At 42.5% G+C, this 14,013-nt stretch carries 13 protein-coding genes; 9 read left to right on the top strand and 4 right to left on the bottom strand.

Going from position 1 to position 14,013, the window contains the following annotated elements; translation table 11 throughout:
- Positions 1 to 5: 5 nt before the first annotated feature.
- From LEP1GSC060_RS03420 to LEP1GSC060_RS03410, 3 genes are all read right to left on the bottom strand, one after another.
- Complete coding sequence (locus LEP1GSC060_RS03420) at positions 6 to 305, bottom strand: ArsR/SmtB family transcription factor (RefSeq protein WP_000031888.1); 300 nt, start codon at positions 303 to 305, stop codon at positions 6 to 8.
- Positions 306 to 482: 177 nt separating this feature from the next.
- Complete coding sequence (locus LEP1GSC060_RS03415; RefSeq protein ID WP_002995972.1) at positions 483 to 1,253, bottom strand: SDR family oxidoreductase; 771 nt, start codon at positions 1,251 to 1,253, stop codon at positions 483 to 485.
- Complete coding sequence (locus tag LEP1GSC060_RS03410; protein WP_002996124.1) at positions 1,237 to 1,947, bottom strand: hypothetical protein; 711 nt, start codon at positions 1,945 to 1,947, stop codon at positions 1,237 to 1,239. The genes LEP1GSC060_RS03415 and LEP1GSC060_RS03410 overlap by 17 nt, the downstream gene beginning before the upstream one ends.
- A gap of 72 nt (positions 1,948 to 2,019) precedes the next feature.
- Here LEP1GSC060_RS03410 and LEP1GSC060_RS20720 point away from each other — a divergent pair, with 72 nt between their 5' ends.
- From LEP1GSC060_RS20720 to LEP1GSC060_RS03365, 9 genes are all read left to right on the top strand, one after another.
- A complete protein-coding gene (locus LEP1GSC060_RS20720) occupies positions 2,020 to 2,142 on the top strand; it encodes a hypothetical protein (RefSeq protein WP_268914466.1) in 123 nt (40 codons plus the stop codon).
- A gap of 337 nt (positions 2,143 to 2,479) precedes the next feature.
- A complete protein-coding gene (gene recN / locus LEP1GSC060_RS03400; RefSeq protein ID WP_002995899.1) occupies positions 2,480 to 4,186 on the top strand; it encodes a DNA repair protein RecN in 1,707 nt (568 codons plus the stop codon).
- 111 nt (positions 4,187 to 4,297) lie between these two features.
- Positions 4,298 to 4,903, top strand: coding sequence for a MotA/TolQ/ExbB proton channel family protein (locus LEP1GSC060_RS03395; RefSeq protein ID WP_002996020.1), 606 nt, complete (start codon positions 4,298 to 4,300; stop codon positions 4,901 to 4,903).
- Positions 4,904 to 4,905: 2 nt separating this feature from the next.
- Positions 4,906 to 5,355, top strand: coding sequence for an ExbD/TolR family protein (locus LEP1GSC060_RS03390; protein ID WP_002996359.1), 450 nt, complete (start codon positions 4,906 to 4,908; stop codon positions 5,353 to 5,355).
- A gap of 59 nt (positions 5,356 to 5,414) precedes the next feature.
- Positions 5,415 to 8,303 (top strand): BamA/OMP85 family outer membrane protein, encoded by a 2,889-nt coding sequence (locus tag LEP1GSC060_RS03385; protein WP_476703306.1) that lies wholly within the window; start codon positions 5,415 to 5,417, stop codon positions 8,301 to 8,303.
- Positions 8,304 to 8,305: 2 nt separating this feature from the next.
- Positions 8,306 to 10,504, top strand: a complete 2,199-nt coding sequence (locus LEP1GSC060_RS03380) for an ATP-dependent helicase (protein ID WP_036095301.1) — start codon at positions 8,306 to 8,308, stop codon at positions 10,502 to 10,504.
- Between the two features lie 60 nt (positions 10,505 to 10,564).
- Positions 10,565 to 10,993, top strand: coding sequence for an LIC11625 family surface-exposed protein (locus tag LEP1GSC060_RS03375; RefSeq protein WP_002996182.1), 429 nt, complete (start codon positions 10,565 to 10,567; stop codon positions 10,991 to 10,993).
- 24 nt (positions 10,994 to 11,017) lie between these two features.
- A complete protein-coding gene (locus LEP1GSC060_RS03370; protein WP_002996060.1) occupies positions 11,018 to 11,863 on the top strand; it encodes a 3'(2'),5'-bisphosphate nucleotidase CysQ in 846 nt (281 codons plus the stop codon).
- Positions 11,864 to 11,879: 16 nt separating this feature from the next.
- A complete protein-coding gene (locus tag LEP1GSC060_RS03365) occupies positions 11,880 to 13,046 on the top strand; it encodes a glycosyltransferase (RefSeq protein ID WP_002996258.1) in 1,167 nt (388 codons plus the stop codon).
- Positions 13,047 to 13,550: 504 nt separating this feature from the next.
- Here LEP1GSC060_RS03365 and LEP1GSC060_RS03360 read toward each other — a convergent pair.
- The gene (locus tag LEP1GSC060_RS03360; protein ID WP_002996200.1) at positions 13,551 to 13,973 is read right to left on the bottom strand and encodes a hypothetical protein; all 423 of its coding nucleotides are present in this window, start codon (positions 13,971 to 13,973) and stop codon (positions 13,551 to 13,553) included.
- Between the last annotated feature and the right edge of the window lie 40 nt (positions 13,974 to 14,013).

Raw genomic sequence — 14,013 nt, 5'->3', positions numbered from 1 at the left:
AAGAATTAACCGTAGATTTTAACGATCGTACGGATCAGATCCTTATATTTTCCGTCTTTCAAATAGTAGAAAACTTGATTGGATTCTTTTCTGCTGGAAAGAATTCCGTTGATTTTCATTTTGCTAAGGTGTTGGGAGGCCGCCGATTGGCTGATTCCCAGTAAATCCACAAGTTCGCCTACGCTGTGTTCTTTTTGAGAGAGGAAGAAAAGAATCTGCAAACGGTCAGGGTGAGCGATCCCCTTAATTCCGCGAATTGCCGATTCCAATTGGTTTTTCTTTAATGCTGATTTTTCTTTAGACATTGTTTTACTCTTATTTATATTTCTAAAAGAGGATGCTTTCTCTTTTTAGACCAAAATACCGAATCAAGTTTATTCAATTTTAGTAAACTAGTAAATCTCAATTCGGTAAATTACTGTCTATTTTATTACAATTTTATCTTAATGTAAAGTTCTTTTCTTGCAAAAAACGATTTCCGATTAAATTTTTACTCCACCTGATATTTCTAATACTACTCCCGACACTAAATCGTTGTTAACAATGAACTCGGCGGAGAGGGCAATCTCATAAGGTTCTCCTAATCTACCGATCGGTATAAGCGCTTCCCATTTTTTTAATGCTTCGGGATTCATGTCCTTCATTACCATCTCTGTTTTTATAAATCCGGGAGCAATCCCTGCCACACGAATGCCGTACCTACTTAACTCTTTTGCCCATAGTTTTGTCATTGCGGCAACTCCGGCTTTTGCCGCCGAATAATTTGTCTGCCCCGGATTTCCGTGCATCGCAACGGATGCAATCGGAATGATCACACCTTTACTTTTACATTCTATCATTTGAATTGCAGCTTCTCTTCCGGTTAGAAATACCCCGGTAAGATTAACGTCTATAACGGATTGCCAATTTGCCAAAGACATTTTGGAAACGACTTTACCGGTCTCCTTATCCGTTTTTACCAACAATCCGTCTCTTAAAATCCCCGCATTCAATACGGCAACGTCTAAACTTCCGAAATGTTTCACCGCAGACTGCATAAGCTTTTCTGCATCTTCTTCTTTGGATACGTCCGCTTTGAATGAAAATACGTCCGCGCCTAAGGTCTTGATGTCTTTCTCGGCTTCTTTTAGTTTTTCTTCAGATATGTCCGAAAGAACAATTTTTGCCCCTTTTTTGGCGAAATGTTCCGCCATCGCTTTGCCAAGTCCGCCTGCGGAACCGGTAACGAGTACTGTTTTACCTTTTATGTCCAAGATTGTTTTCCTTTTGTTCTTTGCTTCTTAAGCTGATATAATTTTTCGAAAACGGAATTTCCACCCTCGAAATGGTTTCGTGTTCCCGAGTCATGATTCTGAAAAGTTGAGGATCTATATTCTCACTTTTTAATAAAATCATAATGAGTGCGATCCCAAGTCCCGCTCCTTCGGTATTGTCCATATTGTCCATGTAAAACTCGGCGATGTCATTGTATCCCATCGCCTTTTTCATCTTCTCCCGCAATCTTTCTTCTTCCTCTTGGATCACCGGAGTATTGTTCGTGACTTCCACCGCGAGTCCTTCATTTGTATACGTTATGTTTAGTTTTACTGAAATTCCACGCGCAAGACATCGCTTGCCATATTCATCCACCATTTTTTCCGAGAACTTCGCTTTAAAGGCGGTAATTCCTTTTTCGTAATGTTCAGGATTTCGAATATCCAAACCTTCGTCTTCGAAAAAGACTCTCTTTTGATTCGCCTTAACGCCGTTGATGGACATCTCTTTCGTAATCGTATATAACATTTCGATGTAACGGGTCTGACCGACCTTGGTTAAAATCTCCGTGATGATCTTGAGGACGTAATGTTCCAGTTTGGAGTTCATCCGAGAAGATTGTAGCGTGATTTGGGAGCGCGTTTGGATGAGTTCCGTCAGCTTTTGATCTAAGTCTTGAAAACTTTTTGCCATATTTCTTAAAATCCCCTCGTATAAAAAAACCGAACGCTACAAAATTTCCCTGTCAGTTTCGATAACAAAGAGATGGAATCAATCAAATTCCAGAATTACGATATTCTAAAAATCGGTAAATCCTCTAAAATCGCTCCGATTCTTTCTTCGATTCCTAAAACTGGAAAACCCAAACTCACTTTTCCTAAAACTTAAAGGTCATGGGATTCATAACCTATGGTCGGAGGATTTTTCTCAGAGATTCACAAAAGTTCGTATTCTAAATTCTTCATATTTGAATTTGAAATTTTGTCGAATTCAAACTTATAAGAAGGGAATCTTTTAGTTTTTGAAAGCCCGCATTCCCTAAAGCGAACGTGTAATCGCAATTTTGTTTTTGCTGTGTCGGCAAGGAGAATTTCTAAAATTTGTGATTTCGGAAGTAAATCGACCTTGAGAGATACAAAAAAACCGTTTTCGAGAAAAAATGATTGCAATCATTTGTATAGTAATTATATGAAGGGTATAATTTGTTAAGTATTTCGAGGTAAGTATGCTTAAAACCCTGAATATAAGAGATTTTGCTCTGATTGAAGAAGCCTGTATCGATTTTCAAAAAGGAATGACAGTGATTACCGGAGAGACGGGAGCCGGAAAGTCTCTCATTTTGGATGTGATATCGTCCTTGTTAGGCGGGAAAAGTAGTCCGATGGAAATTCGAACCGGAGCCTCCCGTTATGTGTTGGAAGGAGTATTCGATCTTTCTAAAAATCCAGTCGCACTGGAATGGTTGAAAGAGAAGGGTTTTCCTTTCGATTCGAAAGAACTCACTCTCCATCGGGAATGCGGACGGGACGGAAAGTCTCGAATTCTGATCAATCAATCCTTGGCTTCTTCGACCACTCTTCGGGGTTTGGGGGAATTGCTCGCCGAGGTTCACAATCAAAACGATCAGATTCTTCTTTTGGATCGAGGCGAACAATTGGATATCATCGATCTTCACGCGGGACTCGTTCCCTTGAGAAACGAAGTAAAGGAATGTTTTCTTACTTACAGGAGTTTGAAAAAACGCCTGGAGGAATTGCGTAAGAACGAGGAAGAAAAATCCAAACGGATCGAGTTTCTGAACTTTCAAATTCGGGAAATCAAAGAGGCCGATCTTAAGGAAGGAGAGGAGGAAGGACTGATTCAAGAGGAAAATCTTTTGACTCACGGCGAACTTCTTGCGGAGAATTATGAAATTCTATCTTCGTATCTGGCGGATAGCGAGTCTGCGATTCTTCCTTCGTTTCCGAGACTTCTTGGCGCAGCCGAGAAAATCAAATCCATTCAACCCGATTTTTCGAAAACCTTGGATTCTTTGCAGGAAATTTATATTCAACTCAAAGAAATCAATTCGTCCGTTTTGGACGAAAAAGAAGAGGTTTTCTTTTCTCCGGATAGGCTTCAGTTCGTTCAGTCCCGTTTGGATTTGATATCCAAAATGAAAAAGAAATACGGTTTTGATCTAACCTCAATTCTGGAATGCAAAAACAAAGCGGAACAGGAATTGGAAGCGATGGAAAAAAATTCCAAGAATAAGGAATCGATGGAAGTGGAAATCGAAAAGGTGACTTCCAGACTTGCTTCTCTTTCGATTCAACTTTCCAAAGCGAGAAGGGAATCTCTCATTCGTTTCGAATCCTCTCTCAAATCCGAATTGGAACAGCTCGGAATGCCGGGAGCCGCGGTTCAAGTAGTACTGCGTTGGGAGACGAGCCCGGAAGGAGAAGTATCCTCTTCCGGTAAAAGTTATATCGTAAACGAATCGGGGTTGGACCAGCTTGAATTTTATTTCAGCCCGAATCCGGGTGAAAAGCCGAGACCGCTTCGTAAGATCGCTTCCGGTGGAGAAGTATCTAGAGTGATGCTTGCGATTCGTTCCATTTTGGGAGGTCAATCCAATCTAAGGGTTTTGATCTTTGACGAAATCGATTCCGGTTTAGGCGGGGAGATTGCGATGGATGTGGCTCGTAAACTCAGAAACCTGGCCGCCAATCATCAATTGATTTTAATCACACATTTGCAGCAGATTGCGTCGGCGGCGAACGATCATTTGAAAATTACGAAATCGGTGGAAGGCGGACGTACTTTTTCGAAAGCGGAATTTTTGAGTTTAGAGGAGAGAACCTTGGAACTTGCAAGAATGATTTCGGGTCAGAGAGTGTCAAAAGGCGCTCTTGAACACGCGAAAGAACTGCTGAAAAAACAGGCTGTATAGTTGCCGATTCCCCGATTTGGATTCCCTATAAAAAGGAGGTACGCGGATTAGAAAACTGTTTGGCAGCTACAAGAGAGTTTTAAACTCTACTTCTGGGAGAATTTTACTCAAATGTTTTTAGCCAAATCCGATTCTCTAATTTCTGCAATTCCTCCGGAATCCGTACCGATTGTTATCGTTTTAGTTTCCATCATCGGTTTTACAATCATCATTGAAAGGCTCATTTATTTTTCTAAGTGGAAACCGATCGCTCTAGACGACTGGCGTTCTCTCAAAGAATTGTTTCGGCAGAAAAATTGGAGCACTGCTATTGATTATCTCAAAGGCATAAACAACGGACCCTCCGTTCTCGTTCTTCAAGCCGGTATCGAATCTTCGCTTAAAAATTTAGAAGGCGCGGAAGAAGAAATGCTTTCAGCGGGTTTTACAGAGATTCTAAAAATGGAAAGATTTCTTTCCGGACTCGGGACGATCGCTACGATTTCTCCTCTTCTTGGAGTTTTAGGGACCGTACTCGGAATCATTCGTTCTTTCGAAGAAGGTTCCGGTACAAGAGGGGCTGAAGTAGGGATCAGCGAGGCCTTGATTACGACAGCGATGGGACTTGCAATCGCGATTCCGGCTTACGTTGCCTACAACTACTTTCAAAAGAAAAAGGAAGATACGATTGCCGAGATGGAAAACCTCTCCGGTCAAGCTCTCAAATATCTGAAATAAATATGAAATTCAGAAAGTTTCGATCCTCCGCCAGCAGAACGAGCCAAATCGAATTGGCGCCTCTCATCGACGTCATTTCTTTTATCGTTATTTATTTTTTGATGAATGCGACTTTGGAGAAATCGACGGTGATGAAGATCGAACTTCCTCGTTCCTCTTCGACCGCACAGGAAAAGAAAAAGGACGAACTTGTGATTACGGTCAATAAGGACGGTAAGGTTTTTTTGGATAAGGATACCGATCCGGTTCCATTGGAAAAACTCACCGAAAAAATCAACGTTTTCCTGGGTCCTCCGGACAAAAGAGAGCCTGGAAAAAATCGGGTCATCATCCGCGGCGACGGAACCGCAAGTTATCAAACTGTGATCAAAGTTATCGATAAGGTAAATGAGGCAGGAGTAAGCAAGTTTAACCTAGCCATGGTAAGACAAACTGGTTCCGGAGAAAAATAAATTCCGGTTTGAACGGTTTTGATTCTGATTGCAAATATCCGGTGGTTTTAGTTTTTACTTTGAAACGAATATTCTCACCAATTTTAAAAGGTTCCTTATTCGCGATTCTTTTAGGACTTTTATTCTATTCGGGCGAACTGACCCAAATCCTTTCCAAACGGAACGACTTTCTCGGGAAGGTCATCAAAGAAGTTAAATTCAAGGGAAATAAAAATACTCCGGACGGAGATCTTGAATCGATGATCGAGATGAAAGTAGGTAAGACCCTTACCAAAAAAATACTCGATCGGGATTTAAAGAATCTTTTTAACTCCGGCTTTTTCTATTTCGTCGATATTCAAGCGGAAGATTTGCAGGACGGTGTGAGGATCATCTTCGATCTCAAAGAAAGACCCCGTGTTAAAGAACTAGAATTCGTAGGCGCGGACGAAGTTTTTCCGGCGGACTTAAGAGATAAACTTCCTCTCAAAGACAACGAAGTGATCACACCTCAAAAGATCACGAAGTCGAGAGATTTGATTCTTCAGAAATACAGAGACGAAGGATTTTTCCTAGCCTATGTAAAAGTGGAGCTCGGAAAACCCGATCCAAAAACGAATCTGGTTCGGGTTCGTTTTATCATCGACGAAGGAGAAGAGATTCCCGTTTCCAAAATCAACGTTTACGGCAACGAATCCATCGAAACTTCTGAAATTCTTTCCGTTATGGAAATGAAAGAGGAAGGCGTTTTCGAAGGCGGAAATTTCAAGGAATCTTCCTTTGAAAAGGACAAGGATACGATCGTCGCTTATTTGAAAAGTAAAGGTTATCTGGATGCGGAGCTGGCTCGAGAAGGAACCAACTGGGAGATACACTGGGAAAATCCGGAAAAAAAAGACCGAAGAGTTATCATCGTAAACATTAAAATTTCCGAAGGTCAGGTTTATTTTTTTAACGGTTATACGCTCAATCACGATATGTCTTTGGACGGAGAAGGAAGACCCCTCTTCCTCAACAAAGAAAAAAATCCTCCGGAAACAACTAAGGACGAATTGAAACCGCTTTTTGCTCCTAAAGAAATCGAAAAAACTTTGGATTACACCGACGTTGACGTAGGTGTAATCTTCGACGAAACCCGTTTTATGCGGGATCGCGGAGCCATGAACGAATTGTACAGCTCTAGAGGTTATCTATTTGCTCAGGTGATTCCTCGCAGAAAGGTGATTTCTCTTGATCGCGAAAATTTGGAATACTACGAGAATTGTTACGGCCGTAAATCCGAGGAAGAAAGAAAAATCTGCGAGACTGAATATTCCCAACTTCATATCAAACGTCTGAGGCAACTCTACAACACCAAACCGGAGTTACACGGTAAAAAATTCGTTCACGTGGATTTTAATATCCGAGAAAACAATCTCGCTTACGTGGAAAACGTCGTCATCAAAGGGAATAAAAAAACTCAGGATCGTGTGATCCGAAGGGAACTTCTTTTTAAACAAGGAGATTTGTTCAACTCGATTCTGGTCAACCGTTCCCGGGAAAGAATTTACAACCTGGGTTATTTCAAAGAAGTGAACTTTAACATGAGACCGGGTTCGGATCAGACAAAAATGAATCTGATCATCGAAGTTCTCGAACAACCCACCGGAACGGTTTCCATGGGCGGCGGTTACGGGACGATCACAGGATTTTCCATTTTTACCGAGGTCGGTGAAAACAACCTAAACGGAACGGGTCAAAAAATTTCGGGACGTCTCGAATTCGGTCCGTTTCGAAGGCTCTTTCAGATCACTTGGACGGAACCTTGGCTTTACAATAAACCTTGGTCTCTTTCTCTTTCTATTTTTTATTCTTCTAGAATCTACAACGTGGGCGCCGTTTCCATTACGGAGAACAACAATCAACAATCGATCAAGGAACAGGCAGTTTATTCCAGGGACGGGGTCGGTTTTACGGTCGGGATCGGTCACCGGATCTTTATCAACTGGACTCATTTTCACAGATATTCTCCGAGTATTTACGCTTCGACAAATCCTTCTTCCCTTGTGTCGGATCAGGTTCTTGCGGAGGTTCGTAGGGGTTGGCAGTTTCGTTCTCAGGTTTCGAACGGGATCGTGTATGACATTCGGGATAACGTTTTTAATCCTACGCAGGGTTACGATTTACTTTTTCAGATGGACAACGTGGGTCAGGCGCTTGGCGGTCAGTCCCACTTCGATCAATATAAGGTTCTTGCGGAGTACTATCACACTTGGTTCGATTACAGTCTTTTCGGACTTTTTAGAAACAACGCCCTCAGACGTTGGAGAGTCGTTCAAGAATTCAGAAGTTCCTCGCTTTTTACCTATCAAAGAGTTCCGTATTACGGAAAACAGGATCCGATTCAAAAGCCGTACATTCAATTGCAGGACTTACAGTTCTTAGGCGGTTACGAATCTCTTCGCGGTTGGTTTTATAACGACGCAAAATATCCTACCGAATGGAGGGACGGGGCCGCTACTCGGATGATCTTCGGCTCGGAACTTCGTTTTCCGATCGAACCCACCTTACTTTGGTTAGTCGCCTTTTTCGACGCGGGCGCCTTATATGAAGAAGTCAACCGAGCCACCGGCGTTCGAAGGGATTTGTTCACGACCTATGACCAAAGGGTCAGAGAAGCTCAATTGAAAGATCCGGTCGGATATGCGCTTGCTAATCACTACAATCTGAGCGCTTTTCGAAAAGCCGATTATACGTTCGAAGAACTCAATAATCCGGCGAACCTCGTACTTTCCGGAAACAATATCGCCTTGGATAAGTTCCGATTTTCCTGGGGAATCGGTCTCAGGATTCAGATTCCGGTTCTTCCCCTTCGAATTTACTTCGCGCAGAAACTGAAATACACCGGAGTTGCGGACCATCCCTTTACAAAATTTGAATCCGATAATGCGTTTCAATTTGTATTCGGCATCGGCGATTATAGGTTTTGATCGTGGATTCCTCCTTCCTTGTCGGTCTGAACGAAGAACAAAAAAAAGCCGTCTTACAAGTAACCGGTCCGGTATTGATTTTAGCGGGAGCGGGCTCGGGTAAAACTAGAGTTATCACGCATAGAATCGCAAATCTTCTCGTCAATCACGGAATCGATAGAATTTGTGCCGTAACTTTTACCAATAAGGCTGCGGCCGAGATGTTAGAACGGGTAAAACACTTGGTTCCGTTCTTACCCGCAAACCTTCAGATCAAAACGTTTCATTCACTTTGCCTTTACATTTTGAGAAGAGAAGCCTCTTTTTTCGGATTCGACGGCGCCTTTACCGTTTACGATACGACTCTGCAAGAATCCCTTCTCAAACAAGTCGTAAAGGATCTTTCCTTGGATCCGAAGTTCTACAAACCTTCCATGCTCGGAAATTATATCAGCGGTTTGAAAGACAAGATGTTGTCGCCGGAGGTTTATCTGGAAAAGGAAGGTCGCACCGATTTTTCAAAAACCGTTTCCGCGATTTACAAGGAATACGAAAAGAGAAAGGATGCAAGCCGTGCTTTCGATTTCGGAGATCTCATCTGGAAAACGGTTCAACTTTTTCAGAAGTCTCCGGACGCGATCGCCAAATACCGTCACAAATGGGAATACGTGATGGTGGACGAGTACCAGGATACGAACAAGGTACAATACGAACTCATACTTTTTCTTTCGGGTGAAAAAAGAAATCTTTGTGTCGTAGGAGACGACGATCAATCCATCTATTCCTGGAGGGGAGCCGATATCGGAAATATTCTGAACTTCGAAAAAGATTTTCCGGAAACCGCGGTTATCAAACTGGAGGAGAATTATCGTTCTTCTTCGAATATCATATTCGCCGCTTCGAAAGTGATTTCGAACAACACACAAAGAAAACAAAAAGAAATCTTTACGAACAATCCGAAAGGTTCTCCCGTCGTATTAAACGAATTCGAAAACGAATCCGAGGAAGCGTACGGAGTGATTCAGAGAATTCGTTCCGCGTATTCCGGAGGAACAGAATATAAGAATATTGCAATATTCTACAGAACTAATTCTCAGTCTAGGAATTTTGAAACGGCGCTGAAGAACGCCGGAATTCTGTATAAAATTTTCGGAGGTTTTCGATTTTTCGACAGAGCCGAAATCAAGGATATGATTGCGTATCTGAACGTGGTTTCCAATCCGCTCGACAGCGTCTCGTTACTTCGAATCGTAAACTATCCCCCGAGAGGAATCGGAGATTCCGGAATCGATAAAATTCGTGAATTCTCCCTGGAAAAAGGAATTTCTCTTTTGGAAACCTTGGGACAGGAAGACATTCCTCTTAAAAAAGAGGCCAAGTCCAAGGGAAAAGAACTCCATAATCTATTCGGCGATCTGATCGAAAAATCCGAAAAGGGTTCGTCTCCTTCCGAAATCGCATTAGAACTTTTGAATCGTTCCGGTCTCATGTCTCATCTAAAGGAGGAGGGAACGGAAGAATCCTTTGCTCGTTTGGAAAACCTTCAGGAACTAGTCAACTCGATCGCGGAATACGAAAGAAATTCGGACTCTCCCTCTTTGGAGGAATATTTGAATCAGATCAGTTTAACTACAAGTGAAGAGGATTCGAAGGAACTGAGCGATTACGTAAATCTCATGACGGTGCATAACGCTAAGGGATTGGAATTTGATATCGTTTTTCTCTGCGGTTTGGAGGAAGGCAGGTTCCCGCACGATATGAGTTTGGATGAGTCTCATTTCGGAGACGAAGAGGAAAGAAGACTTTTTTACGTCGCTCTTACACGGGCTCGGGAAGAATTGTTCCTCAGTTATTGCAGGACTTCCAGAAAATTCGGAAAGGTGGAAGATCGAATCCCATCCCGATTTTTATCCGAGGTTCCGAAAGAATGTTTCGGAAACCGGGGTTACACGAGCCGAGAACACACGGCGAGAAAGCCGCAAGGACCGCCTCTTGCGTCCAAAGTGCGAGAAGTGGAAGAAGAATTTGATTCCGGTTTTTCTACAACACCGTCCCCGGACAACGCCTTCCTAAAACCGGGAGATCGAGTCAAACACAAACAATTCGGAATCGGAACCATTTTGACGGTTTCGGGCAGGGAAAAAAATACGAAGGTTGCGATCCGGTTCGGAAACGTGGAGAAGAACTTTTTTGTTGCCTACACTCCGCTTGAGAAATTATAAGGAAGAGGTAAGTTTGTCCGTTTTAAAATCCGATATTAATAACGGAAACAGGAAACCCAGATGAAGAATATACTCGCAATCTCTTTTATATTTCTCTTTGCCTTTGTCGGCCTTCAGGCTGGAAAATCGCAAGGTCTCGTGGAAGAATTCAACAAGGTGGAAGAATTCAACAAGAACGTGAAACTTTCGGACGTAATGAAAAAAGCGACCCTGGAAAAGAATCTTCTTTCCGCCGTAAAATATACGCTTCATCATAGATATCTTGAGTATAAGGAAATCACGAAGGATTTGAACGCGGACACTATGCTTTATGAACCGCAAAAAGGTACGTATACGGTTTACGTAAAATTCAAAAAATATCTTTTCTTTTACAGTTTCAAAATGGATCCCGAAATTTATCTCCAAACTCCTGAAAACGAAGTGTTTTATCTACGTCCTGAGAATTTAGACGACCCACATAAGGAAAATGCGACGACCACCGGAAAGTAATTTCCGTTTCGAGTATTTTCTTCTTTGGATTCGATTCAATATCTTCAGCCCGCGGTAGATTCCGTTTTGGAAGCGGGCAAAATCGTATTAGAAATCTATCATTCCGATTTTAAGGTTACCGATAAGGGGAAAAACGATCCCGTTACCGAAGCCGATCTAAAAGCCGGATCGCATATTTCTGAAAAATTACGTTTTTCGAATATTCCGATTCTCTCCGAAGAAGATTCGGAAAGAAAAGACATTTCGAAATTAGAAGCGGCTTGGATCTTGGATCCGATCGACGGAACCCGCGAATTCGTACATAAAAATCCCGAGTTTGCGATCAGCCTCGGTTTGTCCGTCCGAGGAAAGGCGATCCTAGGAGTGATTTTTAATCCGGTTACGTGCGAACTCATTTGCGGAGCTGAGAATTTGGGAGTCGTTTATCAGAAGTCGGAAACGATACCCGATTCGTTTTCCGTCCAGTCTCGGAACTTTACAAAAATGTTAAACGATTTTGAGCCTGCAAAAAAAGTTCTCATTTCCAAAACCGAAGAAAGAGAAGGATTGTTTTCCTCCTCCATGATCCCTTCCGGTTGGGAGTTTGCCGCGATGGGTTCGATCGCGTATAAGCTCGGTTTGGTGGCGGCGGGAAAGGCGGCGCTTTCCGTTTCCTTAAAACCGAAAAACGATTGGGATATATGTGCGGGGATTGCGCTCGTAAAGGCGTCCGGAGGTTCCGATCTGGAAATTCGATCCGGTAAACCCTATGAGTTTCAGACCAAAAACGGTAGAGGGGAAGGACTTATCGCAGGACATACTCGGTCTCTCTTGCAGGTTTGGGAAAATTCGAAATCGTCCTTTCAATCCGGTTTGCGGGACTGGAATTGATTTTTCCGTCAGATTTATGAAAAGAAATGAATATTCAAAAAATGGAATTTATACGATTAAGATCGGCGTAGACGCCAGGCCCTTTTCCACTCCCGTTTCCGGAGTGGGTAAAATGATTCACAGCGCTTTGCTTGATTTGGGGAAGGATCCAAGTTTCGAATTTTATCTTTTTTCTCATAGAGATCTTCATCCGAGTTATACAAACCTCCTGAACCTTCCCGGAATTCGTTTTATTAAGGGAGAAGGATTTTTTTCCAAAAAAGGAGGGCTTTATTTTGCGATCGCTCTTCCGCTTCAACTGAGAAAAATTCGACTCGATCTTTTCTGGGGAACCCAACAGGTGTTTCCTCCTTTTCTTTCCAAAAAGACCGCGACCGTTCTGACCTACAACGATTTGGTCGCGTATCGTTTTCCCGATACGATGAGAACTCTTGCTCGAATCCAACAAAAGTTTTATCTTTCCCGTTCGATTCAACGCGCGGATAAATTGCTCCCGATTTCGGAATCGACTCGAAACGAAGTGGCGGAGTTTTTTGATATCCCGTTCGAAAAGATGCAAGTGGTTTATCCCGGAATCGAACTTTCCGAATTTAAGGGTTTGCTTAAAAAAAAACCGGGCGAGAGAGTGGATTCCCTCCCTAAAAATTTTTTTCTTACGGTTTCAACCGTCGAACCTCGGAAAAATTTTCGATTTTTGTACAACGCATATATTGAATATTCAAAATCTATAAAATCAAGTCGAAAGTTTTCCTGGGTAATCGGCGGAAAGGCCGGTTGGGAAGATCCGGCGTTTATAGAAACCCTTCGAAGTTCGGAAAGCAAGGCGGCCGGAATCCTTTGGATTGAAAGTCCGAGTGACGTGGAACTGGCTCACATGTATCGTAAATGTTCCTTATTCGTATTTCCTTCTCTGTATGAAGGATTTGGGATTCCGCTTTTAGAGGCATTGAGTTTTCAAAAACCGGCGGTTGTTACGGATCTTTCGGTGTTTCGAGAAATCGGCGGGGATAAAATTCGGTATTTGAAACTCGAAGAAAATCTTTGGACTTCCGCGCTTTTGGATTTTTCCAAAAAGCCGTATTCGGGAAAAAAAGCGGACATTCGAAAATTCTATCGAAGCGCTGCAGCAAAAACGATCGCGGATCAAATCCGGGAAGTTCTGAAGTCGAAGAACCCGGTCTAAACTGGTTGAATGAGAAATGTGGGAACTCCCGCGAAATTCAAGTCTCACTGTAAAATGTGGGAACTCCCGCGAAATTCAAGTCTCGCTGTAAAATGTGGGAACTCCCGCGAAATTCAAGTCTCACTGTAAAATGTGGGAACTCCCGCGAAATTCAAGTCTCACTGTAAAATGTGGGAACTCCCACGAAATTCAAGTCTCGCTGTAAAATGTGGGAACTCCCACGAAATTCAAGTCTCACTGTAAAATGTGGGAACTCCCACGAAATTCAAGTCTCGCTGTAAAATGTGGGAACTCCCAGGAAATTCAAGTCTCGCTGTAAAATGTGGGAACTCCCACGAAATTCAAGTCTCGCTGTAAAATGTGGGAACTCCCGCGAAATTCAAGTCTCGCTGTAAAATGTGGGAACTCCCGCGAAATTCAAGTCTCGCTGTAAAATGTGGGAACTCCCAGGAAATTAGACTAACAGTGAAACGATAAGGTTAAGCGCGCAATTTTACCGCAAAACTAAAACCATTTCTTCCAACCGTCGAGTCTAGTCAGTGTTCCGGAAAATTCCAATCCGATCTTAGAATCGATCTGGAGATGAATTCTCTTCCGATCCAAAGGTTGGAGTTTCGCGGAAAATCTTTCTTCCTCATTTTGAAAGTGGAGATAATCCGGAAGAAACTCGAGTTTCCGTTTTTTCTTTGAATTTGTCTCGGTCGGATTTAAGGGTATCAAAAATGATTTTGAACTTTCCTTTCCTTCTAAGAGGATCAAAAGTCGATTTTCCTTACATTCCAAATTGGCCCTTCGATTTGTCTCCGAAAAATAGGGTTCCTTTTGTGCGGGAGTGGAAATCATACCTGAACCGGAAAATCGATCGTTCTTAAGATAGGATAGAAATTCTTCAGGACCTGAGAAATAATTGTAGAAGACCGGGTTCACTGGAGTGAGCCTAATTTGAAGGGAACCGTTTTACTGAAAA

The organism is Leptospira weilii serovar Ranarum str. ICFT, assembly GCF_000332415.1.
Taxonomy (GTDB): domain Bacteria; phylum Spirochaetota; class Leptospiria; order Leptospirales; family Leptospiraceae; genus Leptospira; species Leptospira weilii_A.
The sequence above is the reverse complement of the archived record's forward strand: the minus strand, read 5'-3'. Positions and strand labels throughout refer to the sequence as shown.

Excerpts from the sequence above, each read along its gene's own strand:
- LEP1GSC060_RS03420 (WP_000031888.1), bottom strand. The coding sequence starts at position 305 with ATGTCTAAAGAAAAATCAGCATTAAAGAAAAACCAATTGGAATCGGCA.
- LEP1GSC060_RS03410 (WP_002996124.1), bottom strand. The coding sequence starts at position 1,947 with ATGGCAAAAAGTTTTCAAGACTTAGATCAAAAGCTGACGGAACTCATC.
- LEP1GSC060_RS20720 (WP_268914466.1), top strand. The coding sequence starts at position 2,020 with ATGGAATCAATCAAATTCCAGAATTACGATATTCTAAAAATCGGTAAA.
- recN (WP_002995899.1), top strand. The coding sequence starts at position 2,480 with ATGCTTAAAACCCTGAATATAAGAGATTTTGCTCTGATTGAAGAAGCC.
- LEP1GSC060_RS03395 (WP_002996020.1), top strand. The coding sequence starts at position 4,298 with ATGTTTTTAGCCAAATCCGATTCTCTAATTTCTGCAATTCCTCCGGAA.
- LEP1GSC060_RS03390 (WP_002996359.1), top strand. The coding sequence starts at position 4,906 with ATGAAATTCAGAAAGTTTCGATCCTCCGCCAGCAGAACGAGCCAAATC.
- LEP1GSC060_RS03375 (WP_002996182.1), top strand. The coding sequence starts at position 10,565 with ATGAAGAATATACTCGCAATCTCTTTTATATTTCTCTTTGCCTTTGTC.
- LEP1GSC060_RS03365 (WP_002996258.1), top strand. The coding sequence starts at position 11,880 with ATGAAAAGAAATGAATATTCAAAAAATGGAATTTATACGATTAAGATC.